Below are 24,254 nucleotides of genomic sequence, written 5' to 3' on the forward strand. Positions count from 1 at the left end.
GGGTTATTATCCAACTTCACGTCCATCAGTGGAACCATTGGAAAATGGAGCTATTACGCCTATTACCAGAAAAGGATTTCTGATGGATATCGAGATGGAGCAGAATCCCATTCGGATGCTCAGCGTGCTGAAATCTCTTATCAATTTTCAGAGAAATTAAAGGCAAAGGCAGAACTTTCGAGGAGCACCTACCTCTATAGGATCCCAGGTCAATTGACTGACGAGCAATTCAAAGACGATCCGACTCAAGCAAACAGAAGCAGAAACTATTACAGTCCTGATATCTGGATTCCAGCCATCACTTTGGAAGGAAGCTTAGGTAAAAACACACAATACAGCATTGTAGGAAGTGGTGTTTTTGGCCAAAGAAGCTCGGTCACTTTTAATGGCCTAGCAGATGATCCTGATGAAATCAATCCTGAAACCAATGAATACTCAAATAGGAATGTTGATATCGACAATTACCATACTCGTACGATAGAAGGTAGAATTCTTCACCAATATGAACTGGGTTCAGTCCAAAACAACCTCTCATTTTCGACCCGCTATTTCAACAACTCATTTGATAGAAGGCAGAGAGGAAAAGGCACTACGGGAACAGATTATGATCTAAGCGTGGAAGGAGATTTCCCTCGCGACATGAATCTGAAAAGTCAAAGCATTGCCTTTGCTTTAGAAAATCAATTTGTCTTTTCCGAACAGTTTTCACTCAGTCCGGGAATAAGGATTCAGCGTGGAAGCTCCAATATGTCCGGCACCATCTCCTATATAGAAGCTTCCCAGGTTCCAGTTAATATCGATTATGATTTTGTCACCTTGGGAATTAATGCGAATTATGAGGTAAGTCCTAAAGACAGAATCTATGGAGGTATTTCCCAGGCCAATCGACCAGTTATTTTTCAGGACATTATTCCCGGCTCACCATTGAATCTAATCAGTTCTGACTTGGAGGACAGCTTTGGATATAATTCAGAAATAGGCTGGGAAAGCAATCGATCGGACGGATTAAGTTTCAATGCAACAATATTCCAAACGTTTATCGGAAACCGACTTGGAAACTTACTAGTGGAGCAAGAAGGGACAACTTACCTTCAAAAAAACAACATAGGAGATACCAGAACCACAGGACTGGAGCTTCTTTGGGATTGGGAGTTTTTCAGAAATGAAAGTTTCTCTTTATCCTTTTATACTTCCTCAAGCTGGATGAATGCCAAATACATTAAAGGCGAGGTTTCCAATGGAGAAAGCAATGTTTCTATCAAAGGAAACAAAGTTGAAGCAGCACCTGAATGGATCAGCAGAAATGGCCTGAATTTCTCCTCCGGACTTTTCCACCTTTCTCTTCAGCATCAATATGTAAGCGAAAGTTTTGCTGATGCTCTGAACACCAGGACCCCTCCCCTATCGGGAGCTGTTGGTATAGTACCGGCCTATCATGTCTTTGACCTTCAAAGTATTTATAAAGTGAAGAATCTGACTTTCCGAGCAAGCCTCTTAAATATTTTCAATAAATCTTATTTCACAAAAAGACCTCAAATGTATCCAGGGCCTGGAATCTGGCCCTCAGACGGGAGAAGTCTTGTCCTATCTCTTGGATTTAAGATTTAAAGCAGGAATTGCCACAACAAAAAAGCTCCGACCACAGGCCGGAGCTTTTTTGAAGGCATCAACACACAATTAATTATCGTTAGTATTTTCATCCTGGTTTTTCTTGAATTCAGCTTCTACTTTCTTTCTGAATTCATCCAGTTTTGCGGCATTTTCTTTTTGCCAAATTTCCATTTTCCTCTGAAACTCTTCGATTTTTGGCTGTTGCGAATCCTGCCAAGCTTTCATTTTAGCTTCAAACTCCTTCATCTTAGGTTCTTGAGCATCTTGCCAAGCTTTCATTTTGGCCTCCCATTCTTTCATTCGAGGTTCATTCTCCTTCTCCCAGGCTTTCATCTTCTCTTCGAATTCTTTCATCTTCGGCTCATTGGATTTTTGCCATGCTTCCATTTTAGCTTCAAACTCCTTCATCCTTGGCTCATTCTGCTTTTCCCACTCCTTCATTTTTGCCTCAAATTCTTTCATTTTCGGCTCAAAGTTCTTCTTCCATTCCTCAGCTTTTTTCTCAATTTCAGCAGCTCTAAGCTCCATATCTTTCTTCCACTTTTCTTTCTCGGCTTTGGTCATCCCTACTGTGTCTTTGTGGAAATCTCTCCACTCCTTTCCATCAAACTCAAAGAAACCTTCCATCCCTTCAAATTCCATAGGAGGCATAGGTGCCATTTCAAAATCCATAGCAGGGACCGGAGCCATTTCAAACTCCATTTCAGGCATAGGAGCCATCTCGAATTCCATTTCTGGAGCCTCCATAAAAAAGTCCATATGAGGCGCTTCTGCCAATTCTAAAGTTGGCATCGTACTGAAATTAAAATCAGGACCATTCTTGAAAAAGAAAGCTGAATTTCCTTTCAAAATCACCGTGTCTTTCCCTGAAATCAAGGTGTCTCCTTTGATTCTATATTCATACTTCCCTTTCTCTCCCCCTTTGATTACATAGGTATCTCCATCTTCAGTGGACCAGATCATAGGCTCTTCACCTTCTACGTGAAATACCTTTTTTTCTTTCTTTATTGTGTCAGTTTGGGTGATAGAAACAATTGCTGCTTTCTTTTTAACAGGTTCCAGATAGCCCAATTCAGGATTTTCCAGAGAAACATCCAAAGCAAAGGCTTCATCTAAAGTTGGGGCATCTTGTTGTGCACTGGCAATCAAGCCTGCGCTGAATATGAGTGTTAGTAGCATGGGTATTGAAATAATAGGGTTTTGTGGATACGTCTGGGCTGGCATGCCCATGATTCTTTTAATTCTATTTAAAGTCGGATTTCGCTTCTTGCCGGCGGCCAAAGCCAACTCCGGTGGATTTTGTTGTGCAAAATTCAGTACTTCTGCCAAGCTACGAGCCAATACTTTAGGCTCTATTCCGGTTGAAACTGCCAAATCATCAGCTGCATTTTCTCTTAATTCTTTCACTGTCTGATTGATCCACCAGAAGCATGGATGGTAGAAGAAAACCACCTCCAAAGAAGATTGAATAAGGTTGATCAAGTAGTCATTTCGCTTTACATGAGCTAGTTCATGGGCAATAATTGCCTCCAATTGGGCTGGACTTAAATGGAATATCAGACCCGCAGGAATCAGAATTATAGGCTTCAAAAAGCCAAATGTCACAGGAGAAAGTCCATGATTGGTAATCTTTAATTGGACAGTTTTATAAATCCCCAATCGAGAACTTATCTCTTCCAGTTTTTCCAACAAATCCACTTGATTACAAGCTACACTGCTGGTCTTCAACCCTTTGATTTCGGATAGTGAATTGAATAAGCGGAATAAGAAAAGAACAGCACCAACAAACCAGAAATTGACTAATAATGGCAGTTGGATCTCGATCCAATTGATCAGGGACTCCACGAAACTTTGGTTTTCAGCAGGCCCTTCTATGAAGAATGGTTTAGTCCAATTTTCAAAGGCCACAGACGAATCCGAGCTATTGGGCATTAGAGAAATTTCATACAATAAAGTTGCTGCGGCAGCTATAAAACTAAATCCCAATGCTCCTAAAGCGAGCTTATATTTGAAATCGGGACTCTTTTTTGAAAAGACTTTTAAGCTAATCCAAAGGATAGCAGCGATGATTACTAGCTGCCAAATGCTATGCACCAAAGTCCATCCCAGAGCCTGGAGCAAGTTTTCGGAAATCCAATCATTCAAAAGGTTCATGACTGTTTATTTTCAAGTTGATCTAAAAAAGCACGGATTTCATCCAATTCTTCCTTGGATGGATTGTCTTGGCCTAAGGCTTGCATCACGAGTGATTTGGAAGAACCTCCAAATGCTGTCGCCATCAGATTTTTGATCAAAGATTTTTGTGTATCATTCTTCTTCGCCACAGGCCTATAGATATGAGTTCGGCTTTGCTCGTCACGAGTCAACATCCCTTTTGAATACATGATCTGCATGATTTTCAAAGTGGTGGTATAGCCTGTCTCCTTGGTTTCAGATAATTTTTCATGAACCTGGCGAACACTAGCCTCACCCATTTCCCATAGGTAGGACAAAATCTCTAATTCTGCTTCTGTTGGTTTACTCATGGCTGTTTATACGACATCTTTCGTACAATGTTATACGAAATGTGTCGTATCACCAAAACATCTACGAAATAAATCGTATTAAAAATTGTTAAAGAACTGATTATGAAGGATAAAACCGATAAAAAAAATGATTTCATTGTAAACCAAGGAATTTGGCAGGATGAAAAAGCGAAAAACTTCACGGTTGAAAAGTTGGAAGGTTTAAAATGTGACGTTACTGTAAAAGTCAGGGGACAATCCATGTTCGATTCTCTGTTCTCAAATCTCTAATCTCTTCTCTTTGCTCTTGATTCTTGATACTTGATACTAATATCTTGCATCTTATATTGAACCTTTTTCTGCTTAAAACCTTTATCCACTTTATGTGTCTAGTAGCATTTTCCTGGAAGCAGGACCCTCGGTTCCCTTTGGTTATTTCTGCTAATCGAGATGAGTTTTTTGACCGCCCCACTTCTGCCCTTCATTTATGGGAAGAGGGTTTTTACGCCGGAAAAGATCTAAAAAGTGGTGGAACCTGGATGGGGTTTAATCCAAATGGCAGATGGTCTCTCCTAACGAATTATAGAGATTACAAAAACATCGGCAATGGCCAGATCAGCAGAGGAAAATTGGTTCAAAATTTTCTGGAAGATTCCATTTCTCCCAAAGAGTATTTATCCGGAGTCCAAAAGGACAAATCACTTTATGAGGGATTTAATCTTTTGGTTTCGGATGGCGATGAACTTTGGTATTACAGTAATTATGGATCAGACATTCAGCAAATCGAACCCGGCATCCATGGATTAAGCAATGGCTTGATCAATGCCGCTTGGCCGAAAATAGATCTGGCAAAAACGCAATTGCAAAAAATGATGGATCAAGATCCCTCCGAAGACCACTTACTCCAGATCCTTAAGTCCACACAAACCTATCCTTTGGATATGCTTCCTGATACGGGAGCTCCCAAAGAACTAGAAAAGGCCCTTTCTGCTCAATTGATCCGCTCGAATGGGAACTATGGAACGGTATCAGCTTCAGCCGTCCTCTTAAATAAGGATCATGAACTCAGCATCAAAGAAAGGCGATTTGAATGGGATTATGCTAATTTTAAAGACACAAACGCTCAGTTTCAAACCTATTAGAAAAAAAGATTATGATGAATAAAATCTATGATGTAATCATCATCGGAGGAGGACCTATCGGATTGGCTTGCGGTGTAGAGGCTCAAAAAAACAACTTGGATTACCTGATATTGGAAAAAGGTGCCTTGACCAATTCTATTTACAATTATCCGGTAAATATGACTTTTTTCTCCACTTCAGATCGATTGGAGATGGCAGACATTCCTTTTATGTCAGTAGGAAATAAACCTACCAGAACAGAAGCTTTGGAGTATTACCGCCGCATCTATTTCCACTTTAAGCTAAAGGTAAATCTCTACGAAGGTGTACAGACCTTAAACAAGGTAGATCGAGGGTTTCAAATCATTACTTCGAAAGGCGAATATTTGACAAAGAAAATTGTTTTAGCAACAGGTTTTTATGATTTGCCAAATCTGATGAATGTCCCTGGAGAAGAATTGCAAAAAGTCATGCATTATTACAAAGAACCTTGGGCATTTATTTCCCAGAAAGTTCTGGTTGTAGGCGGAGCAAATTCTGCAGTGGATGCCGCATTGGAAACTTGGAGAAAAGGGGCGGAAGTGAGCATGGTCCTTTTGGGTGATGAAATTGACGAAAATGTCAAATACTGGGTACGCCCTGACATCATGAATCGAATCAAAGAAGGATCAATTCAAGCTTTCCCGAATTCCAAAGTCAAAGAAATCCGTGAAAAGGAAGTAGTTATCGCAACTCCTGAAGGAGATGTGACAATTGAAAACGACTGGGTATTGGCCATGACAGGATACAAACCGAATTTCGCCCTTTTGGATCAACTCGGAGTAGAATTAAGCCTGGATGAAAAGCGTCAGCCTTGCTACGATCAAGCCAATCAGGAATCAAATATTCCGGGAGTTTATTTAGCCGGAGTAGTCTGTGGCGGATTAAATACAAGAGAATTCTTTATTGAAAACAGCATCGTTCATGCCGATTCAATTATGAGAGATATCAAACAAAAGCTTTCCTAAAGCATACTCATTTTTATTGGCTACCTTTGCAATTCTATGAAAAAGAAGCCATTCAACGTCGTTTACGAGGACAATCACCTATTGATCGTCAATAAGGCAGCAGGAATCCTGGTGCAAGGCGATAAAACAGGGGACAAAACCTTAACTGATTATTGTAAGGAATACATCGCCAACAAATACAATAAGCCAGGAGCAGTATTCCTTCACCCGATCCATAGATTGGATAGACCAGTCAGCGGGTTGGTAGCTTTTGCTCGTACCAGCAAGGGATTGGAGCGTATGATGGAGCTTTTTCGCAAAAGAGACATTCATAAAGTCTATTGGGCAATCGTCAAAAAAAGACCTAAAGACATGCAGGGTAAGCTGACCCATTGGTTGACCAAGGACGAAAACAGGAATGTGGTCACCGCCCATGACCATGAAGTACCGGGGTCTCAGAAGGCTGAATTAAACTATAAAACTTTAGGAAAGTTAAATGATCACTGGCTGATTGAAGTAAGACCGATATCCGGACGACCACATCAGATCCGTGTACAATTGGCATCTATGGGATGTCCGATCCGTGGTGACTTGAAATATGGGTTTGTCAAGGCAAATCCAGATGCCAGCATCAATCTGCATGCTTTCAACTTGGTTTTTGTGCATCCTATCAAAAAGGAAAAATTGTATCTACGAGCGGCTTTGCCGGAAAGCGAATTTTGGGAACAGTTCTATGAATTTGAAGAGTTGAAAGCGAAAGACCAACATTTGGACAATAGCTATTCAGGATAAATAAAGGTTGAATTTCCTATTCAGCAAACTGAAAATTTGAGTTTTCAGAATCGCCATGCCTTTGCGTAAATAATTTGGATTATTCCTATATTGATTTACCATGAGAAATCTATTCCTTGTTTTATTCACCTCCCTCCTTTTGATTTCCTGCGCAGAAAAGGAAAAAACAAAGGTCATCTATATCGTGCGACATGCTGAAAAGCAACTAGTTCAAGATCCGGATCCTGAACTGGCTCAAGTGGGATATGTGAGGTCAAGGAAATTGGCTCAGATACTTCAGGATCAAGACATTCAGCACATTTTCAGCACAGATTACAAAAGAACTCAACTAACCGTACAACCTACGGCTGAGCAGGCTGGACTTGAGATTCAATCCTATGACCCTCGAAATCAATCCGATTTAGTCGAAAAACTGAAGGATCTCGATGGAAATGTTTTGGTTGTTGGCCACAGCAATACTGTAAGTCAGTTGGCCAATGAGTTTATCGAGGAGGGTGAGAAATTCCAAGACTTGCAGGACAATGAATACGACTTCATTTACGAGGTCCACCTAAATCCTGAAGGAAGCATGGTTTTGAGGAAAGTTTATAAGGATTATTGAACTACCAAGTGAGGCCTAATTTTCTAAACTCTTCAATAAGAGATTTTTTATAAATATAGAATTCATCCACCTTCTTTTTATCTGCTTCTGGATTTCGATCAAAAATGACTTCCAATGCATCATTATCTATCCAATTCACCTTCTCTATCATATCAAAATCTGAAAATTTTGACATCTTCCTGTTTTCAAATTTTGCTATGGAAGATTCAAAAAAAACATCCTCAGAATTATAGTCATCATAATTTGCTAAAACTGTCATCAACCGATAATAGTCAGCCAGTTCATAATTTTTACTTAAAAACAATTGGTAATTCAAAGAATTAGGAATGAATGAGGACAACATGAAAAACTGTCGTTTTTGATTACTTTTGACTATTTCAAAGTCAAAATTTATTGAAATCGGAACCAGTAAATCAGAATTTGGGTAGAATCTAATTTTTCCTGGCTTAACATTGATGTTATCACCAAGATTTAATTCTAAGGGCTTATTCCAATTGATCTCATGTAACTCCACGTCCTCTGATATCACAAGCTCTAAGCCTAGGTCGCCAAGTTGAAATTTGACCAAAAAAATTGCACCATCCCTAAAGGAGTTCAAAACTTCCACATCCTTTGGCTTAACTTCTTCCAAATACAAAAAAACCTCATTCAACAAAACTCCTAATAAATCCTTGGTTGTAAACCAGCCCTCCGGGCTGATATCACCGTTTTTTCGAGCATACTCTGATATCAAAAAATAATTTGATTTGTCAAATTTGGCAAACTTCCCTTTTCGGTTTACTAAACCTCCAAAACCAAATAAGCCATATTGCTCAATCAATTGCCCTTCCTCAGAAATCAATTCCAAAGTATGGACTCTTACAAGCCAAGAATTTAAACTTAAATGATCCTTTAATTTTTTTTGAAAATCCCTATAGAGCTGATCCTCATCAAATACCTGAGCTTTAACCTCTTCTAATTGAATTTCAATCGGAGTTAATTCCCAAACTACGTCTATATTAACATTTACAAAATCATTCAAATTCAGAACTGACTTTTCATATCCTACATGCGAAATGTGAACAGATCCCTGATAAACTTTAAGTATTTCTTGTATAGGTACTTCTCCCTCTTCTCCCCCGATTAAAACTTTACTTTTTAAAGAATCATATAAATGAAAAAAAGGAATTGGAATCAAAGTTTTCGCATCAACTACCTTTAAAACTTGGGCACTTGAAAAAGTTGGGAAGAAGCTAATAATCAGAGCTATTAAAAATTTACATTTCATCGATTGAAAATTTATAGAATCCTAGTTTCTCATTTTCTTCGTCAATAATTCCATCTGCATAATAAAACTTTCCGCTAGAACCGATCACTTTAAATCTCAATGGAACCTTCACGTCAGCCACTAAACGTTCTTCCCTGTAAATTTGAAGGCGCGAAAAATTTTCCTTACGTCCTTGAGGCACATAACTCCTAAAAAGAAGATCTTTTTCCTCATCATAAAATAGGTGATCATAGAACCCAAATTGATCGAAATCTAACTCCCACTGAGCTTCTGCCTCCTCCAAAGTTTGGGTTGAGATATAATCCTGTTTCATCATTTTACCTGGATCGCCGAACTTTCTGAGATACTCCAAATCTAAATCATAAACATAAATCTTATGATCAATTGGAAATGAAACCAACAGTTCCCCTCGCCTCCTCACAAGGTTTGTATAATCAAAGTTTGGTAAAAAATGGTGATCTAAATATTCTTCTGATCGTTTGCCTCCAAGCTTTATCAATTCTAAGTTTTCATTAAACAATCCTAAGTTTGAAACTTCCTCATAATAATCAGTAGTCCAATACCCATTTAACTTAGGATGAGTCATCATCACAGGGAGAATAAAGCCTCCTTCTTTTTCCAAAGGGATAAAAGGCATATTGACTAACCTACTGATCCAGGCTATTTCGTATAGCCCAAACATATCCGCAGTCGGGAAATTCAGCATCTCTTCATAGGGTTCATGCCCTCCCCATTTAAATTGAAATCGCTCTTTAATTGTAAAATCTCTATCAAAAATAGAAATGAACTGATCACTTAGGACATAGAATAAACTATCCTTAAAAACCAGTCCATGTAATCCATTTTGATTTTTTGGACCATCTCCTTTCTCCAAAGAAGTTCCTAAATATTCCCCCTTCAATGAAAATGTGAAAAGCTTTGACTGAACTCTGTCTGCAAAATGAACTCCCAAATCTGAAATAAAAAAATAACCAACTTGAGAAGTAAGGGAACCGTCCAAAAGAATTGTATCCAAAGACATCAATTCTATTTTAGCTCCACTTGAATCAAGGGAAATTCTATCATTTTCTTGCTGCTTTTTGCATGCAGTGATGCAAAAAAAACAAATCAAAAAAAATAGCAGAACCACACGAATCTCATTCATTACTAGACGATTAAATTGAATAACACCTGTTGATTATTTATGGAAAAAAGGAAACAAATCAGTAATAATCATAAAACAACAAATTCATTAGTATGAAAAAATAGCCCGTTTAAAACGGGCTAAATACCTCACTAGCAATTGTCTGATCCAGGCGAACAGGATTCTGTCGCCTGAATTCTGCCACAAGCACGTCTGATTGAAATCTGATTACCCCCTTGACAAGAATCGCCATGACACCGACATACCGTATACTCTCCGATTTCAGGAGGATCAACAGATTGACCTTGCGAACCAAAACTTAATGGAAACAAAAGAATTACCAAAAACAATAACTTTTTCATAACAATACAGATTAAATAATGTCAAATTCCAGCCTGACTTTTGGCTGAGAAAAAAATTAAAAACCGGTTAAAAACTTAATTCTATTTAAACCTATTTTTTTTTTTGAAAAATCAAAACTAAACTCAATCTATTTCAAACTACAAACACCTCAATACCAATTTCTTCCAACCTATTCTGGTAAATTTTAGGAATTCCCGAATCCGTGATAATGACATCCACATCTTCCAATTCGCCGATTTTCCCAAAACTTTTCTTTCCGAATTTTTGACTATCAGCCAAGACAATGGTCTTCTGGACCGAAGCAATCATTTGAGCATTGAGATGAGCCTCCATCATATTGGAAGTGGTCAAGCCATGATCCAAACTAATTCCATCCACACTCAGAAAAAGCTTACTGCAGGCAAAATTCTGAAGCATTTGCTCGGCATAATGTCCCACTGCAGATCCGCTGCTTTTTCTCACTACCCCACCCAGCTGAACCAATTCCACATCTTGACAATCCAATAATGCCAGCGTTACATTCATCGCAGCAGTCAAGACCGTCAAAGGTTTGTTTTTGGGAATGGCCTGCGCAAAAGCCACAACAGTAGTTCCCGAACCAATAATAATCGCTTCTTGGTCTTCAAGGTATTCCAAAGCTTTTGCGGCTATTGCGGTCTTTTCTTCTACTTGCTCCAGCTTTTTCACCTGAACAGAGCGATCAGACACATAGGGAGAAACAGTGGTGGCACTACCATGAGAACGATACAGCAAACCTTTATCTTCCAGGATTTTCAGATCCTTTCTGACAGTTACCATTGTCACATCCAAGGACTTGGACAAATCCGAAACTGTCACAAAACCTGACTTCCCTAGTTCATCCAAAATGCAACGATGTCTCTCTGCTTGTGTCATTTGCTAATATTTTGAACTAAATTAAGGAAAAGAAAGGATTTAATGCATATTTTCTTTCATTTACTTTCTTTTAGTTTCTTTTTATATCCTTTTTGTTTTACTTTTAGCTTGAAATGAATAGAGAAGAAAACATAAAGCAAATCTCAGATCAGTCCAAAATCTGGGATATTGCCGTAATTGGCGGAGGTTCATCAGGACTGGGAGTTGCGTTGGACGCAATTTCGAGAGGGCTTACTGTCGTACTTTTAGAAAAGGCAGATTTTGCCAAAGGAACCTCAAGCCGAAGTACCAAATTGGTACATGGTGGAGTGAGATATTTAGCGCAGGGAGATGTGGGCTTGGTTCTCGAAGCCTTGAAAGAGCGCGGAAAATTATTGAAAAACGCTCCTCACCTGACCGAAAACCAGCCTTTCATTATTCCTGTTTACAGCTGGATGGAACGAGTAACTTACAGCGCTGGATTAAAGCTTTACGATTGGATGGCTGGTTCCTTAAGCTTGGGAAGCAGTACATTTATCAATAAAGAGGAAACCTTGAGAAGGCTTCCATCAGTCAAGTCTGCCGGACTTAAGGGTGGAATTGTTTACCATGATGGTCAATTTGACGATGCTCGTTTGGCTTTGGCCATCGCCAAAACAGCTGATGATGCCGGAGCCTGCATTTTGAATTATGCATCGGTAAAGGACTTGATCAAAGACGAGCATGGGAAGCTGATAGGCCTAAAGGTTCGGGATGAGCTGAATGGAGAAAAATATTCTCTTCGTGCCAAAATGATCGTCAATGCCACTGGCGTTTTTGCTGATAAAATCCTCCAAATGGACCAGCCTGGATCGGAGAAAATGATTCAACCTAGCCAAGGGATTCATTTGGTAATGGATCGAAAATTCTTAGGAGGAAATGATGCCTTGATGATTCCAAAGACTAGGGATGGAAGAGTTCTTTTCGCAGTCCCATGGCATGATAAATTGGTAGTAGGTACCACAGATACCTTGAGAGAAAAACCAAAATTGGAACCAACTCCTCTTCAAAAGGAAATTGATTTTATTCTGGAAACTGCTGCCAGTTATATGAAAGAAGCTCCAACCAGAAAAGATGTATTATCCGTTTTTGCAGGCTTGAGGCCTTTGGCTAGACCCAAAGAAGGGGGAACTAAAACCAAGGAAATCTCGAGATCCCATAAAGTGATCATTTCAGATTCCAAGCTGGTAACCTTGACAGGGGGCAAATGGACAACCTTCAGAAAAATGGGGGAAGACACTGTTGATCATTACCCAGAAGTCAGCGGAGAATTGGTGACGCCAAGTCAATCCTTGGACATGAAACTCTATGGCTATACCATGGAAATCCCGGAAGGCCATTGGTCAGTTTATGGCTCAGAGGCAAAAGCAATTCAAGATCTTGCCAAAAAGAATCCTGAATTAGCCGAAAAAATCAATCCGAACTATCCTTACCTAATGGCCGAAGTCGTTTGGGCAATCCAAAATGAAATGGCTGTCCGAGTAGAAGACATTTTAGCAAGAAGAATCAGATTGTTATTTCTGGATGCTCATGCTGCGATAGATTCATGTCAAAAAGTGGCCGAATTAATGGCTAAGGAGTTGAAAAAAGACCAGGAATGGATTACCGCTGAAGTAGAAGACTTTAAAAAATTGGCTGAAAAGTATTTAATTAAAGTCTAGTTTTTATTGAAGGACAACCCTTTACCTATTTTCTATATAAATAAACCCACGAATGCCTCAAAATAAGAAGTATATCATGGCCTTGGACCAGGGGACTACCAGTTCAAGAGCCATTATTTTTGATAAAAAAGGCCAGATAGTTTCCTTAGCTCAAAAAGAATTCAAGCAACATTTCCCCAACCAAGGCTGGGTAGAGCATGATCCTCATGAGATCTGGACTTCCCAATCCTCAGTCATGATTGAATCGTTGGTCAACAAAGACATTCCGGTTGACGAGATTTCTGCGATCGGCATTACCAACCAACGAGAAACAACCATAGTCTGGGAAAGAGCAACTGGAAAACCAATCTACAACGCCATCGTTTGGCAAGATCGAAGGACATCCGCCTATTGTAACGGTCTCAAAGACCAAGGCCATGTAGATTTAGTCGCTTCCAAAACTGGATTAATCATTGATTCTTATTTTTCAGGAACCAAAATCCGTTGGATACTCGAAAATGTACCAGGTGCCAGACAAAAAGCTGAAGCTGGAGAACTGGCTTTTGGCACAGTTGATTCTTGGTTGATCTGGAAATTAACCCGAGGTGCTCACCACATCACTGACATCACCAATGCCAGTAGAACGATGCTTTATAACATTCACTCTCAGGAGTGGGATGATGAATTGCTGGATCTTTTTGAAATACCAAAATCCATGCTTCCTGAGGTAAAATCCTGTTCGGAAGTGTATTGCGAGACAGCTGGAGATGTTTTGAAAAACAAAATTCCAATTGCAGGAATTGCCGGAGATCAACAAGCAGCCCTTTTTGGCCAATTATGTACCGAACCAGGCATGGCCAAAACAACTTATGGAACTGGTTGCTTTTTAGTAATGAATACAGGAAAAGAACCCGTAAAATCCGAAAACCAATTGTTGACGACTGTCGCATGGAAGATCGGAGACGAAATCAATTATGCTCTGGAAGGCTCCGTCTTTATTGGAGGAGCGGCTATTCAATGGTTGAGAGATGGGATCCACCTATTTGGCAATGCCAAAGAATCAGAAAAACTAGCATTGAGTATTCCTGACAATGAAGGAGTTTATTTTGTTCCCGCTTTGGCTGGATTGGGCGCTCCCTATTGGGATCAGAATGCGAGGGGTGCATTTTTCGGTATCACACGGGGAACTACTGAAGCACATTTCACAAGAGCTGCTTTGGAAGCGATTGCCTATCAGGTGCATGACGTGATCAAGGCGATGGAAAAGGATGCTGGAGAAAAGACAAAAGAACTTAGAGTGGATGGCGGAGCTACGGCTAACAATTTCCTGATGCAATTCCAATCGGACATGCTTGATTGTGAAATCAAAAGACCTCAAATTATTGAAACTACCGCTATTGGTGCGGCTTTCTTGGCGGGACTGGCGGTTGGGTTTTGGACTCAAGGGGAAATCAATGAATTATGGAGTTCTGACAAAAGCTTCAAACCTCAAATGGAATCCGAGAAAAAAGAAAAACTTCTCCATTTTTGGGACAAGGCTGTGGAAAGATCCAAAAACTGGGTCGAATAATTTTTATGATTCCCTTTCTCCATTTTATCTTCAAAAATAACCTGACACATGAACCCATACATTGCTGAAATAATAGGTACTGCTCTTTTGATCCTGTTGGGATCAGGAGTGGTTGCCAACGTCGTACTACCTAAAACAAAGGGCAATAATTCTGGCTGGATAGTGATTACCACAGCATGGGCTTTGGCTGTTTTCGTTGGTGTGGTAGTAGCTGGCCCATACAGTGGCGCTCACCTGAATCCTGCTGTTACAATCGGTTTAGCATTAGCCGGAAATTTCGACTGGGCTATGGCTCCTGGTTATATCATTGCACAGATCATCGGAGCTGCCATTGGAGCTTTTCTTTCTTGGTTGGTTCATATCGATCATTTTAAAGCAACGCAGGATCCAGGAGAAATTGCGGCTCCTTTTGCAACAAGTCCCGCCATTAGAAATCTCAAAAACAACTTTATCTCGGAGCTAATAGGCACTTTCGTTCTGATTTTTGTAATACTATATATCACTGGAGCTGAAATGGGGGATGAAAGCAGTACGCCAATTGGATTAGGTTCTATCGGGGCTATTCCAGTTGCTTTTTTGGTCTGGGTAATCGGCATGGGATTAGGAGGAACTACAGGATACGCCATCAACCCAGCCAGAGATTTAGGTCCAAGAATCATTCACCAGATTCTACCTATTAAAGGAAAAGGAAGTTCCGACTGGAGCTATGCCTGGGTTCCTATTTTAGGTCCAATCGCAGGAGCTGCAATTGCAGCGGGATTGTATTTAGCTCTTGGAGTTTAAAAAAAAAGGCCACTTTGAAGTGGCCTTTTCTCATCCCAATTGGAAAATTATTTTTTATACATCGTGAACATCCACATTCTTTTTTCGAGGTCTGCCACAAATGTCGTCAGCATATCTTCTGTAGCGATATCGCCTGCCTCTCCAGCTAGTTCAGCCGCTTTTCTTTGAGAGGAAATCAACATACCCAGTCCATTGATTACTTGGTCTACCGTCTCTTCCTCCCCACTCACATTTGTAATTTCCTTGTGAATACTAGTGGAAATATAGTCTGAATAGGAATGAAGTGGCTGATAACCGATTGTTATGATTCTTTCTGCCAAATCATCAATGTTTTGGTACAATTGAGTATAAAGCTCTTCAAATTTTTCGTGGAGCGTAAAGAAGTCATCCCCTTTCACGTTCCAATGAAAACCTCTAACATTTTGATAGAACACATGGTAATCTGATAAAACATCGTTCATCATCCCATGTAGTTTTTTCATTTGACTTTCATCGAGATTCAAATGGTTTGAAAGTGTTGCTCTTTTTATGCTTGTGGTTGTCATAATAAATAATATTTGGTTACCTCATTTAGTCCAATTTCCTTTCCAAAAAACCCTCTTAAAACATGATTCTAGAGCAGACCTAAACTGTAAAATTTTCTTGGGTCTGATCAGCTAGATTAGAAGAATATTTGTGGGCTATTTCCTCAAAAAAATAAGGGTGTGAAAAAATTTTCACACCCTGTAGAAACTCCAAAACATTCGAATCAATCATCAGGAAGCCTTTTCAGTAACTTGATCCTCATCATGATTTACCAGCATTTGAGAAAGTTTTTCACCTCCTTTGATCCCAAAATCCAAAGTCCTGATAGGAAACGGAATGGTAATATCGTTCGCATCCAAAGCTTTCTTTATCGCTTTGATAGCTTTACTTTTCATGTTCAAATAGCCAGGCTCTCCGGGATATTCTATCCAAAATCGAGTGTTGAAATTGATAGAACTCCCTCCAAATTCATCGTAATCAAAGATGATTTCATCTTTTCGGATTATTCCTTCCAGTCCACCAATGGCTTCCCTTACTACTGACTCCACTTTTTCCAAATCTTCGGCATAGGAGATACCTGATTCCACAATGATTTGACGATGGGAGCGGGACGAATAATTCACAATATTTTCCTGAAGCAATTCTTTGTTTGGAATAAAAACTTCTTGGCCTTGAAAAGTCTCCAAAACCGTAACTCTTAAATTGGTTCGAAGCACTTTCCCCATGACATCATTGATTTGTATCACATCTCCAATTCGATAAGGTTTCCTAAAAGCCAAAATGACCCCAGAAACGAAATTTGCGGCGATATCTTGAAAGGCAAAACCCAATGCCAAACCTACCACTCCAACACCTGCCAATAGTGAGGTGACCGCCTTTTCCAAACCCAAAATCCCCAGAATAATAAATAGACCTAAGCCCATAATGGTCCAGTGAACAAAGGTTGACAGAAGGTTTTTGAGTGCCGTATTGGAGGATGTTTTTGAAAACAACTTGACTGCTAATTTTTTACCCCATTTAGCGACTAGTAAGAAAACGATGAAGACCAAAATGGCCACAATCATGTTGGGGATCATGGAAATGAAACCATCTATCCATCCATCTATTTTCCCTATTACTATATCAATTGGTTTCTCTAATTCAGCTTTCATGTTTTTTTATTCTTTTCAATTTTTATTGTTCGAACCTCGGCTGCAGATTCATAGGTTTCCAATTTCTTCTCCCTATGCTTCGTATAGACATGAGTGATTTTTGCTCCAAATAAGAAAATCAAGGAAGCATAGTAAGTCCAAACAAGAAGAACGACAAGCGACCCACTTGCCCCATAAAGGGAAGTCAAGCTACTTGCGCCCAGGTAAATCCCAATCAACCATTTCCCAATAAGAAATAGTACTGATGTAATTAATCCACCTACCCATACATCTCTCCATTTGAGCTTAGCATCTGGAAGGACTTTGAACATTAGAGAAAAAATCAATACAATTATTCCAAAAGAAACCAGTTCAGATCCAAGTTCCAGCAAGATTGCCGAAAGTTGATCATTCCATTTCTGAAGGTAATTTTTGAATAGAACAAGCAGCGCTTCAATTACCAAGGAAACCAACATCACAAAGCCAATCCCTATGACCATGGCAAATGAAAGAAGGCGGTTGATAATATATTGGAGCCAAGCTCTTTCCGGTTTCGCCTCAATATCCCAGATTTTATTAATAGCCAATTGAAGAGAAATAAAGACCGAGGTAGAACTAAAAATCAATGTGCCAATTCCTACGGCTCTTGCTAGAAACGATGAATCCTTGTCGATGGCCGACTGAGAAAGAATTGATTCAATCTGAGCAGATGTATTATTCCCTATCAAAATAGAAAACTGGTGGATCAGCTCTTCCTGTATCCTGTTTTCTTCGTATAAAATTGCCGCAACGGAGACGACAATTAAAAGTACGGCAGGCAAGGACAGCATCGTATAAAAAGAGATGGATGCTGAATAAGTGAATGCATCCTCTTTAATAAAAGAGGAAAATGATTTCTTTACTATTTGCCAGGCACTTTTCACTTTCCTATTGGTTTGAATAAAAAAACGCAGAATCAGTATTCCCAATTCTGCGTCTTTGAAGCAGGGATTATATTATTTCCCATCTCCATCAAAAGTTTCATCAACTTCAGCTTTGAAGTTTTTCCACTCTGCTTCTAAATCTCTGGTAGTTTTGTTCACACTGGTTTTTACATCAATCCAAGTGTTTTCAGAAGCATTTTCAATATCTGCCAAGACCTTCTCGATATCAGATTTCTCATCCTTCAAGTCAGCTTCCATTTTATCAATTTCGGCTTTCATTTCAGCATTCGCTTTTTCTCTTTTTGCTTCTAGCTCAGCGATCTTCATGTCGATCTCAGCCTCAAGTTCTCGAAGATCAGCTTTCATTTCAGCTTTTTCTTCAGCAACATTGACCTTGACTTCAATCAACTCTTTTTCTTCGCTTTTTTCTTTTTCAGAACAAGAAGTTGCTGCCAATCCAAAGGCCATACATCCGATTGCAAGTGCGATTTTCGTTTTCATGGTAATTTAGATTTTATGGTAATTAAAAATGATTGGTTATAGTCTCTTACTTTTTACAATCCGTTGATCTCTTCTTTGATATCGTCAATAGTCTTACCTAATTTTCTCTGAAGTCTTCCGTAAAGTTCTTCTTCTTGACCTTCTTCATACATCAAATCATCTTCAGTCAATGAGGCATATTTCTGCTTCAATTTTCCTTTGATTTCAGTCCAAGATCCTTCAATTTTCATTTTTGCGTCGGTTTTCATAATTGTGGTATTTAAAATTTTCAATTAAACTCTGACACATTAGGTTCAATCACCTTGCCAAGCCCCAAAACAGCCCAAATAGCCGGAAATCAAGTGTTTCGGAAGGAAAGAGTGGGGAAAATTTTTCAGATCTGTGGAAGCTATTACACAGTTTTTAGTTCAAAAAATGAAAAAACACCTCATACAGCTTAAAATGCGAAATGGCATCTTTTTTTCAGAATTGTAGCCAAACGAATTTTCACAAAAACCTTTATAATATGTTACGTTGGGCTTTAATTTTCTTCGTTGTAGCAATAGTTGCGGCAATATTTGGATTTGGAGGATTGGCAGCAGGAGCAGCATCTATTGCCAAAATTCTCTTCTTTATCTTTATCGTACTCTTTTTATTGACTCTGATTTTCGGAGGAAAAATTCTCGGGAAATAGATAAGATAATCATAAAAAAAGGGCTGGTTCAATTATAGAACCAGCCCTTTTTTACATCTCAGGGAGCGGGAACTCCACCACGAAGGTTGTTCCTTCTCCTACCACACTCCGAACTTGAATTCCGGCATTGTGACTGGACAATATATTCAGCGTTGAAGTAAGACCCAGGCCAGTTCCATCTGATTTATCAGTATAAAATGGATCAAAAATCCGTTTCACATCTTCCTTGCTGATTCCTTTCCCATTGTCTGTCATTTCCAGCACAATAGCCTTTTTGGAATGGTACATTGAGATATTCACCTTCCCTTGCTCATGATCAATCGCCTCAATCCCATTGATCAAAATATTCACCAACGCGATTGAAAGCTTTTCTCTATCGACAAATAATCTTGGAGCATCCTCCTTCATATCCAATTCCAACTTGATCCCTTTCAGATTGGCCCGATCCCTTACCAATGCAATAATCTCATCTATAATTTCATCCAGAGAACATAATTCTAGCTGCAGCTCCTTAGGCTTAGAAGAGCTCAGAAGGTCCCCCATCAATTTTTCAATTCGATTGGAGCTTCTTTGGATAATATCCGAATAGACGGTGACCAATTCATTTTCATCGGCCATTTCCTCTTTGATATTATCCAGTGCCAGATTCAAATTGGTCAATGGATTTCTGATTTCATGAGCTATTGTCCTTGCGAGTTTTCCGGTCATTGACAGCTTCTCAGCAACCATCATGTCTAGCTCCGCTTTCTTCCAAAGAGTCAAATCACGGATAATACCTTGATAGCAACAATTTTCGTCTCCTTGATCTGGAATAAATATGCAATTGAAAAGGCAAATCTTGAGGTCTCCAGTTTTGGTAAGCATAGGGACTTCAAAGTCTTTAATGACCTCATACCTCTGAAGCTGGTCTAAACAATATTCATATTCTTCTTGCTCAGCAAAGAGGTCTCGTAGACTTATTCTCTCCAATTCATGTTCCCCATAACCAAAAAAGGAGAAAAATGCAGCATTGAGCTCAAGCATCTCAAATCTTTCATTTGCTAAAAAAATGCTATCAAATGACCTCTCAAAAAGAGATCTATAACGTTTTTCCTTCTTGTCCAGCTCTTTAATCGTGATACTTTGCTTGATGGAATATCGTATTGATCTTTGAAGAATTTCTGGTGTGAGCTCCCCTTTGACCAGATAGTCAAATGCTCCTGCAACGCTGGCATCGATATCTATCTGAGCATCATTTCTGCCAGTAAGCAATATGGCAGGAGTCAAGACTTCATTTTTCTTAATGAAATCCATTAATTCAAGTCCAGTTTCTTTTCCTAGATAAAAATCGATAAGGAATAAATCATAATCCCCATTGAGGATCTTCTCTTTTCCTTCCTCAGGGTCAGAAACCCATTCAATTTCTGATTTAAAATTTTCAATATCAGACAAGTACTCTTTGATTAGAAAGGCATCATCCTCGTCATCCTCAATGAGCAATAGCTTGACAAATTTTATTGGCATTAGTTTTTATTTTCTGGCAGGGACACTGTACCCAACCAATAGTTGCTGATTTCTTTGGTCACTTCCACCAAATCTTGAAAGTTTACCGGTTTGGATATAAAAGAATTCACACCCAAATCATAGCATTCCAAAACATCTGTATCAGCACGGGAAGTTGTCAATACAACAATGGGTATCTTTTTCAAAACTGGATCTGCTTTGATCAGTTTCAAAGCGGAACGGCCATCCATTTTAGGCATATTGAGATCCAAAAGGATCAAGCCAGGAGTAAAACAGTCTTTGCCCTCAAATTTCCCAGTCTTATTAAGATACTCTAAGAGTTCTTCGCCATTCTCTACAAAACAGATCGAATTCGAAATGTTATTCTCCCGCAGTGCTTCCTGAAGCAGAATTTGATCATCATGATCATCATCAGCCATCAAAAGTGAAATTTTACTATTAATCTTATTCATCGTTTTCCCAGTAGAGGATTTAGCTACTGGAAGGAAATATAACTATAAAATTCGATCCTTCACCCTCTTTACTTTCGGCTAATATTTCCCCTCCGTGATGAACGGCAATTTTCTTACAAATCGCTAAACCAATCCCCGTTCCTTCAAACTCATTTTTGCCATGAAGCCTTTGAAAAACGTTAAAAATCTGATCTTTATACTTTTCGTTAAATCCAATCCCATTATCTGAAATTGTGATAACCACATAGTTGTCATATTTGGGAGAAATGGAGAATTTCTCTGGCAATTCATCAGCTTTGAATTTCTGAGCTGAGACCTTCACCAAAGGATCTACACCCTCTCTGGAAAACTTAATTCCATTACTAACCAGATTTTGAAAAAGTCTTTGGACTTGGCTTTTCACTCCCAATATTTTAGGAAGTTTACTTATATCCAACTTCGCATTTTTTCTGAGGATCTGATCTTCTAAATCATCTTCTATTTCTTCAAAAACTAGATTAAGATCTACGGCACCTGGCAATTCGCTACTTCTTGTAATCCTGGAAAATGCCAAAAGGTCCTCAATCAGATTTTGCATTCTTTTGGCAGCTGCCTGCATTCTATCGATGTAAATCTGACCATTCTCATCAAGCTCTCCCTTATATTTAGTAAGGAGACGGTCCCCGAAAGACCGAATTTTTCGCAAGGGTTCCTGCAAATCATGGGATGCCACATAAGCAAACTGTTCCAAATCCTCATTGGATCTTTTTAGCTCCTGGGTGTAGTTAGCCAGCTTGATTCCAGTTTCTTTTTCTTTGGTGATATCAGAAAAAGTCACAACAAACCCATCTTCAAACTTTGTTGCCAGCACTTTGAACCAAGTCAATTTCCCATCCAGATCATATTCAATCTCAGATTTGAAATCCCAACCTGTTTCAGTTACTCGACAATATTCATTGAATAGGTAACCAGCATGTCCTGGAAAAACTTCCATAAGATTTTGACCCACCAATTTAAATTGATCACGATTGGTCAGATGAGTTGCAGACTCATTGGCCAACAGGATTTTGAAGTCCTTAATTGCCCCTTCTTCATCCCGTATCGCTTCATACGCGAGAATTCCATCTCGCGAGCTATCTAAAACATTTCTCAATAGCTTACTTACCTGCTTACTCCTATCAGTCGCATCTTCTAGTTCTTCCAAAGCTTTCGCTAAATTCTTAGACTTTTTGTCCCTCTCCTCCAATAGCTGAACTGCACGAGTGAAAAGCAATAAAATCCCCCCAAAAGCAATCAAAACGATCACTAAGAAATTTATTGGTGTCAGTTTTCTAAATCCCCCTTCTTCTTCAATTTCTATTTGGGTAGACCCACTAGTGACTAGGCTGATATCTTGAGCTACCTGCCGAATCTGATCCATGTTTAACCTTCCCTCCTGCATCAATTTCAATTCCTCAGGCTGAAGAATTGCGGTTTCCCTTTTTGTAGCTTGAAGAATTTTCTCAATAATCTCCATCTGATTTTGCACCAGATCTCTCAACCGATCAACTTTTGTAACAACTTCAGGTTGATAATTGGATACACTATCCAGTTTATCAATCATCTCAGGAATTTCACTTTTTGCAATGAAGTAAGGTTCCAAGTATACCTCATTATCACTAAGCTGATATCCTCGATGGCCAGTTTCGGCATCTTTAATCAGAGAGAGAATCTGGGTGGTAGTTTGAATAGTAAAATTTGCCTCCCTAATATTATCTACAGTTTGAATGTATTTATTAAGATTCCAATAAGTCCAAATACATAGTAGAATTAATATCCCGATAATTACAGAAAATAAAATCCGAAGATTTTTAAGGTTCATTTTGCGAAATGGCATAATAAAAACGGGGGATTAGTAATCCTGGATATTATACTGCTTTAACTTATTGTATAGGGTTTTTCGATCAATTTCAAGCAATTCGGCGGCTTTCGACTTATTGTATCTGCTCGCTTCCAAAGCATTTAGAATCGCCTCTTTTTCCGCCTCTTCTGAAGCAGCTTTTAAGGTGAGGTTTTCTTCTTTCGGTTCACCAGAAACAGATTGGGCAGGAACTCTTCGGGCATGAATGATTTCATCTGGCAAGGCACTTGACTGAACCAAATCACCAGAAGTAAGCAAAACTGCACGCTTCACCACATTATTCAATTCTCTCAAATTACCATACCACTGATACGTCAAGAAATGATTGATCACCTCGTCCGAAAATCCTTTTACTTCCTTCTTCAAAGCTGTATTTGACAGACCTAAAAAGTGCTCTGCAAAGGTCATAATGTCATTTTTTCGATCTCGAAGAGGCAATAAATTGATTTTAAATTCATTGATCCTGTGGTAAAGATCTTCTCTGAATTCTCCTTCCTTAATTGCTTCCGTTAGGTTTTCATTTGTCGCAGCAATAATCCTCACATCGATGTCGATATCTTTTTGACCACCGATTCTCTTGATTTTTCTCTCTTGAATAACTCGTAGAAGTTTGACCTGATTTTCATAGCTCAAATTCCCAATTTCATCTAGAAATATGGTTCCACCATTTGCCAATTCAAAGCTTCCGGGCTTATCAGAAATAGCCCCGGTAAATGAGCCTTTCATATGACCAAATAATTCTGAACCTGCCAACTCTTTTGGCAAGGCCCCACAATCAATAGCAATGAAGGGCTTTCCTGCACGGTCACTTTTTTGATGAATGGAATTAGAAACAAACTCTTTTCCGGTTCCTGTCTCGCCTATTACCAATACAGACATATCGGTTGGACCGATCAAATCAATGTGCTCCAACACTTTCAGGGATGCCTTGCTCGACCCATGAATGAATTTTGAGGTAGCTGGAGCTTCTTGTTTCTTTTCTGATTTTACAGGAGTTTTTCCTGCTCGGATATCATTCTTTTCCTGGTTCTTTTGAATAGTCTCTTTGACAGTCACTAAAAGCTCATCCGGATAAAGAGGCTTGGTAACATAATCATTTGCTCCATACCTAAAAGTCTCGACAGCAGTCTGAACATCACTGTATCCTGTAATGATGATAACGGCAGCACTTGGACTTAGGACCTTGATTCTCTGCAATGCATCTACTCCAGTCATATCTGGAAGTCTGTAGTCACATAGAATCAAATCATATTCATTGGAGCGAAGAAGTTTCAATCCATCTTCAGCTTTGTAAGCTACATCAACTTCATAATTTGATTTCTTCAAAAAATTGGACAAAACCTTACAAAGGTCCTGGTCATCGTCTATTACTAAAATCTTCTGGCTCATAGGTTC

Annotated in this window: 25 protein-coding genes; 10 read left to right on the forward strand and 15 right to left on the reverse strand. The window is 39.1% G+C overall.

The window, feature by feature from the left end:
- Positions 1-1,608, forward strand: a 1,608-nt coding sequence (locus O0V13_RS00005; protein WP_268032934.1) for a TonB-dependent receptor family protein, incomplete at its 5' end; no start/stop codon positions are given.
- 69 nt (positions 1,609-1,677) lie between these two features.
- Here O0V13_RS00005 and O0V13_RS00010 read toward each other — a convergent pair.
- Together O0V13_RS00010 and O0V13_RS00015 are read right to left on the reverse strand one after the other, a co-directional pair.
- The gene (locus O0V13_RS00010; RefSeq protein WP_268032935.1) at positions 1,678-3,765 is read right to left on the reverse strand and encodes a M56 family metallopeptidase; all 2,088 of its coding nucleotides are present in this window, start codon (positions 3,763-3,765) and stop codon (positions 1,678-1,680) included.
- Positions 3,762-4,136 (reverse strand): BlaI/MecI/CopY family transcriptional regulator, encoded by a 375-nt coding sequence (locus O0V13_RS00015; RefSeq protein WP_073571046.1) that lies wholly within the window; start codon positions 4,134-4,136, stop codon positions 3,762-3,764. Before O0V13_RS00015 ends, O0V13_RS00010 begins: the two co-directional genes overlap by 4 nt.
- 102 nt (positions 4,137-4,238) lie before the next feature.
- Between O0V13_RS00015 and O0V13_RS00020 the strand changes: the two genes are divergently transcribed.
- The 5 genes from O0V13_RS00020 (at position 4,239) to O0V13_RS00040 (ending at position 7,615) form a co-directional block, all read left to right on the forward strand.
- Positions 4,239-4,406, forward strand: coding sequence for a hypothetical protein (locus O0V13_RS00020; protein ID WP_268032936.1), 168 nt, complete (start codon positions 4,239-4,241; stop codon positions 4,404-4,406).
- 92 nt (positions 4,407-4,498) lie between these two features.
- Positions 4,499-5,257 (forward strand): NRDE family protein, encoded by a 759-nt coding sequence (locus tag O0V13_RS00025; protein ID WP_268032937.1) that lies wholly within the window; start codon positions 4,499-4,501, stop codon positions 5,255-5,257.
- 11 nt (positions 5,258-5,268) lie between these two features.
- Positions 5,269-6,243, forward strand: coding sequence for a YpdA family putative bacillithiol disulfide reductase (locus O0V13_RS00030; RefSeq protein WP_268032938.1), 975 nt, complete (start codon positions 5,269-5,271; stop codon positions 6,241-6,243).
- A gap of 36 nt (positions 6,244-6,279) precedes the next feature.
- On the forward strand, positions 6,280-7,014 hold the full coding sequence (locus O0V13_RS00035) for an RluA family pseudouridine synthase (RefSeq protein ID WP_268032939.1): 735 nt from the start codon (positions 6,280-6,282) through the stop codon (positions 7,012-7,014).
- A 100-nt stretch (positions 7,015-7,114) separates the two neighbouring features.
- On the forward strand, positions 7,115-7,615 hold the full coding sequence (locus tag O0V13_RS00040) for a SixA phosphatase family protein (protein WP_268032940.1): 501 nt from the start codon (positions 7,115-7,117) through the stop codon (positions 7,613-7,615).
- A gap of 1 nt (position 7,616) precedes the next feature.
- On the opposite strand, the gene O0V13_RS00045 is transcribed toward O0V13_RS00040, so the two are convergent.
- From O0V13_RS00045 to O0V13_RS00060, 4 genes are all read right to left on the reverse strand, one after another.
- Positions 7,617-8,882 (reverse strand): hypothetical protein, encoded by a 1,266-nt coding sequence (locus O0V13_RS00045; RefSeq protein WP_268032941.1) that lies wholly within the window; start codon positions 8,880-8,882, stop codon positions 7,617-7,619.
- On the reverse strand, positions 8,872-10,026 hold the full coding sequence (locus O0V13_RS00050) for a hypothetical protein (protein ID WP_268032942.1): 1,155 nt from the start codon (positions 10,024-10,026) through the stop codon (positions 8,872-8,874). Before O0V13_RS00050 ends, O0V13_RS00045 begins: the two co-directional genes overlap by 11 nt.
- A gap of 131 nt (positions 10,027-10,157) precedes the next feature.
- Positions 10,158-10,367 carry a hypothetical protein gene (locus tag O0V13_RS00055; protein WP_268032943.1) on the reverse strand — a complete coding sequence of 70 codons (210 nt, stop codon included), beginning with the start codon at positions 10,365-10,367 and terminating at the stop codon, positions 10,158-10,160.
- Between the two features lie 133 nt (positions 10,368-10,500).
- Positions 10,501-11,262, reverse strand: coding sequence for a DeoR/GlpR family DNA-binding transcription regulator (locus tag O0V13_RS00060; RefSeq protein ID WP_268032944.1), 762 nt, complete (start codon positions 11,260-11,262; stop codon positions 10,501-10,503).
- A 113-nt stretch (positions 11,263-11,375) separates the two neighbouring features.
- Here O0V13_RS00060 and O0V13_RS00065 point away from each other — a divergent pair, with 113 nt between their 5' ends.
- Genes O0V13_RS00065 through O0V13_RS00075 form a run of 3 tightly spaced genes read left to right on the forward strand, consistent with a single transcriptional unit; the run spans position 11,376 to position 15,273 of the window.
- Positions 11,376-12,941, forward strand: coding sequence for a glycerol-3-phosphate dehydrogenase/oxidase (locus O0V13_RS00065; RefSeq protein WP_268032945.1), 1,566 nt, complete (start codon positions 11,376-11,378; stop codon positions 12,939-12,941).
- Positions 12,942-12,993: 52 nt separating this feature from the next.
- Positions 12,994-14,490, forward strand: a complete 1,497-nt coding sequence (glpK, locus tag O0V13_RS00070) for a glycerol kinase GlpK (protein WP_268032946.1) — start codon at positions 12,994-12,996, stop codon at positions 14,488-14,490.
- A gap of 48 nt (positions 14,491-14,538) precedes the next feature.
- Positions 14,539-15,273: an MIP/aquaporin family protein gene (locus O0V13_RS00075; RefSeq protein WP_268032947.1), complete on the forward strand. Its 735-nt coding sequence runs from the start codon at positions 14,539-14,541 to the stop codon at positions 15,271-15,273.
- A gap of 47 nt (positions 15,274-15,320) precedes the next feature.
- Here O0V13_RS00075 and O0V13_RS00080 read toward each other — a convergent pair whose 3' ends face one another.
- From O0V13_RS00080 to O0V13_RS00100, 5 genes are all read right to left on the reverse strand, one after another.
- Positions 15,321-15,818 carry a Dps family protein gene (locus O0V13_RS00080; RefSeq protein ID WP_268032948.1) on the reverse strand — a complete coding sequence of 166 codons (498 nt, stop codon included), beginning with the start codon at positions 15,816-15,818 and terminating at the stop codon, positions 15,321-15,323.
- Positions 15,819-16,028: 210 nt separating this feature from the next.
- Positions 16,029-16,949 (reverse strand): mechanosensitive ion channel family protein, encoded by a 921-nt coding sequence (locus tag O0V13_RS00085; protein WP_268032949.1) that lies wholly within the window; start codon positions 16,947-16,949, stop codon positions 16,029-16,031.
- Complete coding sequence (locus O0V13_RS00090; RefSeq protein ID WP_268032950.1) at positions 16,946-17,851, reverse strand: YihY/virulence factor BrkB family protein; 906 nt, start codon at positions 17,849-17,851, stop codon at positions 16,946-16,948. Before O0V13_RS00090 ends, O0V13_RS00085 begins: the two co-directional genes overlap by 4 nt.
- A gap of 72 nt (positions 17,852-17,923) precedes the next feature.
- Positions 17,924-18,352 carry a hypothetical protein gene (locus O0V13_RS00095; protein WP_268032951.1) on the reverse strand — a complete coding sequence of 143 codons (429 nt, stop codon included), beginning with the start codon at positions 18,350-18,352 and terminating at the stop codon, positions 17,924-17,926.
- A gap of 53 nt (positions 18,353-18,405) precedes the next feature.
- Positions 18,406-18,600 (reverse strand): CsbD family protein, encoded by a 195-nt coding sequence (locus O0V13_RS00100; RefSeq protein WP_268032952.1) that lies wholly within the window; start codon positions 18,598-18,600, stop codon positions 18,406-18,408.
- 257 nt (positions 18,601-18,857) lie between these two features.
- Between O0V13_RS00100 and O0V13_RS00105 the strand changes: the two genes are divergently transcribed.
- Positions 18,858-19,025, forward strand: a complete 168-nt coding sequence (locus tag O0V13_RS00105) for a DUF1328 domain-containing protein (RefSeq protein ID WP_268032953.1) — start codon at positions 18,858-18,860, stop codon at positions 19,023-19,025.
- Between the two features lie 51 nt (positions 19,026-19,076).
- Here O0V13_RS00105 and O0V13_RS00110 read toward each other — a convergent pair whose 3' ends face one another.
- The 4 genes from O0V13_RS00110 to O0V13_RS00125 are packed head-to-tail and all read right to left on the reverse strand — an operon-like array spanning position 19,077 to position 24,248.
- Positions 19,077-20,528 (reverse strand): ATP-binding response regulator, encoded by a 1,452-nt coding sequence (locus tag O0V13_RS00110; RefSeq protein ID WP_268032954.1) that lies wholly within the window; start codon positions 20,526-20,528, stop codon positions 19,077-19,079.
- Entirely contained in the window at positions 20,528-20,980 is a 453-nt protein-coding gene (locus O0V13_RS00115) for a response regulator (protein WP_073571060.1), read from the reverse strand. The genes O0V13_RS00110 and O0V13_RS00115 overlap by 1 nt, the downstream gene beginning before the upstream one ends.
- A 19-nt stretch (positions 20,981-20,999) precedes the next feature.
- Positions 21,000-22,820 (reverse strand): sensor histidine kinase, encoded by a 1,821-nt coding sequence (locus O0V13_RS00120; RefSeq protein WP_268032955.1) that lies wholly within the window; start codon positions 22,818-22,820, stop codon positions 21,000-21,002.
- Positions 22,821-22,850: 30 nt separating this feature from the next.
- The gene (locus O0V13_RS00125) at positions 22,851-24,248 is read right to left on the reverse strand and encodes a sigma-54-dependent transcriptional regulator (protein WP_268032956.1); all 1,398 of its coding nucleotides are present in this window, start codon (positions 24,246-24,248) and stop codon (positions 22,851-22,853) included.
- Positions 24,249-24,254 lie beyond the last annotated feature (6 nt).

Source organism: Algoriphagus sp. PAP.12, from assembly GCF_026652115.1.
GTDB lineage: Bacteria > Bacteroidota > Bacteroidia > Cytophagales > Cyclobacteriaceae > Algoriphagus.

Excerpts from the sequence above, each read along its gene's own strand:
- O0V13_RS00120 (WP_268032955.1), bottom strand. The coding sequence starts at position 22,820 with ATGAACCTTAAAAATCTTCGGATTTTATTTTCTGTAATTATCGGGATA.
- O0V13_RS00040 (WP_268032940.1), top strand. The coding sequence starts at position 7,115 with ATGAGAAATCTATTCCTTGTTTTATTCACCTCCCTCCTTTTGATTTCC.
- O0V13_RS00060 (WP_268032944.1), bottom strand. The coding sequence starts at position 11,262 with ATGACACAAGCAGAGAGACATCGTTGCATTTTGGATGAACTAGGGAAG.
- glpK (WP_268032946.1), top strand. The coding sequence starts at position 12,994 with ATGCCTCAAAATAAGAAGTATATCATGGCCTTGGACCAGGGGACTACC.
- O0V13_RS00105 (WP_268032953.1), top strand. The coding sequence starts at position 18,858 with ATGTTACGTTGGGCTTTAATTTTCTTCGTTGTAGCAATAGTTGCGGCA.
- O0V13_RS00045 (WP_268032941.1), bottom strand. The coding sequence starts at position 8,882 with ATGAAATGTAAATTTTTAATAGCTCTGATTATTAGCTTCTTCCCAACT.
- O0V13_RS00075 (WP_268032947.1), top strand. The coding sequence starts at position 14,539 with ATGAACCCATACATTGCTGAAATAATAGGTACTGCTCTTTTGATCCTG.
- O0V13_RS00030 (WP_268032938.1), top strand. The coding sequence starts at position 5,269 with ATGATGAATAAAATCTATGATGTAATCATCATCGGAGGAGGACCTATC.
- O0V13_RS00025 (WP_268032937.1), top strand. The coding sequence starts at position 4,499 with ATGTGTCTAGTAGCATTTTCCTGGAAGCAGGACCCTCGGTTCCCTTTG.
- O0V13_RS00065 (WP_268032945.1), top strand. The coding sequence starts at position 11,376 with ATGAATAGAGAAGAAAACATAAAGCAAATCTCAGATCAGTCCAAAATC.
- O0V13_RS00100 (WP_268032952.1), bottom strand. The coding sequence starts at position 18,600 with ATGAAAACCGACGCAAAAATGAAAATTGAAGGATCTTGGACTGAAATC.
- O0V13_RS00085 (WP_268032949.1), bottom strand. The coding sequence starts at position 16,949 with ATGAAAGCTGAATTAGAGAAACCAATTGATATAGTAATAGGGAAAATA.
- O0V13_RS00010 (WP_268032935.1), bottom strand. The coding sequence starts at position 3,765 with ATGAACCTTTTGAATGATTGGATTTCCGAAAACTTGCTCCAGGCTCTG.
- O0V13_RS00115 (WP_073571060.1), bottom strand. The coding sequence starts at position 20,980 with ATGAATAAGATTAATAGTAAAATTTCACTTTTGATGGCTGATGATGAT.
- O0V13_RS00050 (WP_268032942.1), bottom strand. The coding sequence starts at position 10,026 with ATGAATGAGATTCGTGTGGTTCTGCTATTTTTTTTGATTTGTTTTTTT.
- O0V13_RS00095 (WP_268032951.1), bottom strand. The coding sequence starts at position 18,352 with ATGAAAACGAAAATCGCACTTGCAATCGGATGTATGGCCTTTGGATTG.
- O0V13_RS00020 (WP_268032936.1), top strand. The coding sequence starts at position 4,239 with ATGAAGGATAAAACCGATAAAAAAAATGATTTCATTGTAAACCAAGGA.
- O0V13_RS00080 (WP_268032948.1), bottom strand. The coding sequence starts at position 15,818 with ATGACAACCACAAGCATAAAAAGAGCAACACTTTCAAACCATTTGAAT.
- O0V13_RS00055 (WP_268032943.1), bottom strand. The coding sequence starts at position 10,367 with ATGAAAAAGTTATTGTTTTTGGTAATTCTTTTGTTTCCATTAAGTTTT.
- O0V13_RS00035 (WP_268032939.1), top strand. The coding sequence starts at position 6,280 with ATGAAAAAGAAGCCATTCAACGTCGTTTACGAGGACAATCACCTATTG.
- O0V13_RS00125 (WP_268032956.1), bottom strand. The coding sequence starts at position 24,248 with ATGAGCCAGAAGATTTTAGTAATAGACGATGACCAGGACCTTTGTAAG.
- O0V13_RS00015 (WP_073571046.1), bottom strand. The coding sequence starts at position 4,136 with ATGAGTAAACCAACAGAAGCAGAATTAGAGATTTTGTCCTACCTATGG.
- O0V13_RS00110 (WP_268032954.1), bottom strand. The coding sequence starts at position 20,528 with ATGCCAATAAAATTTGTCAAGCTATTGCTCATTGAGGATGACGAGGAT.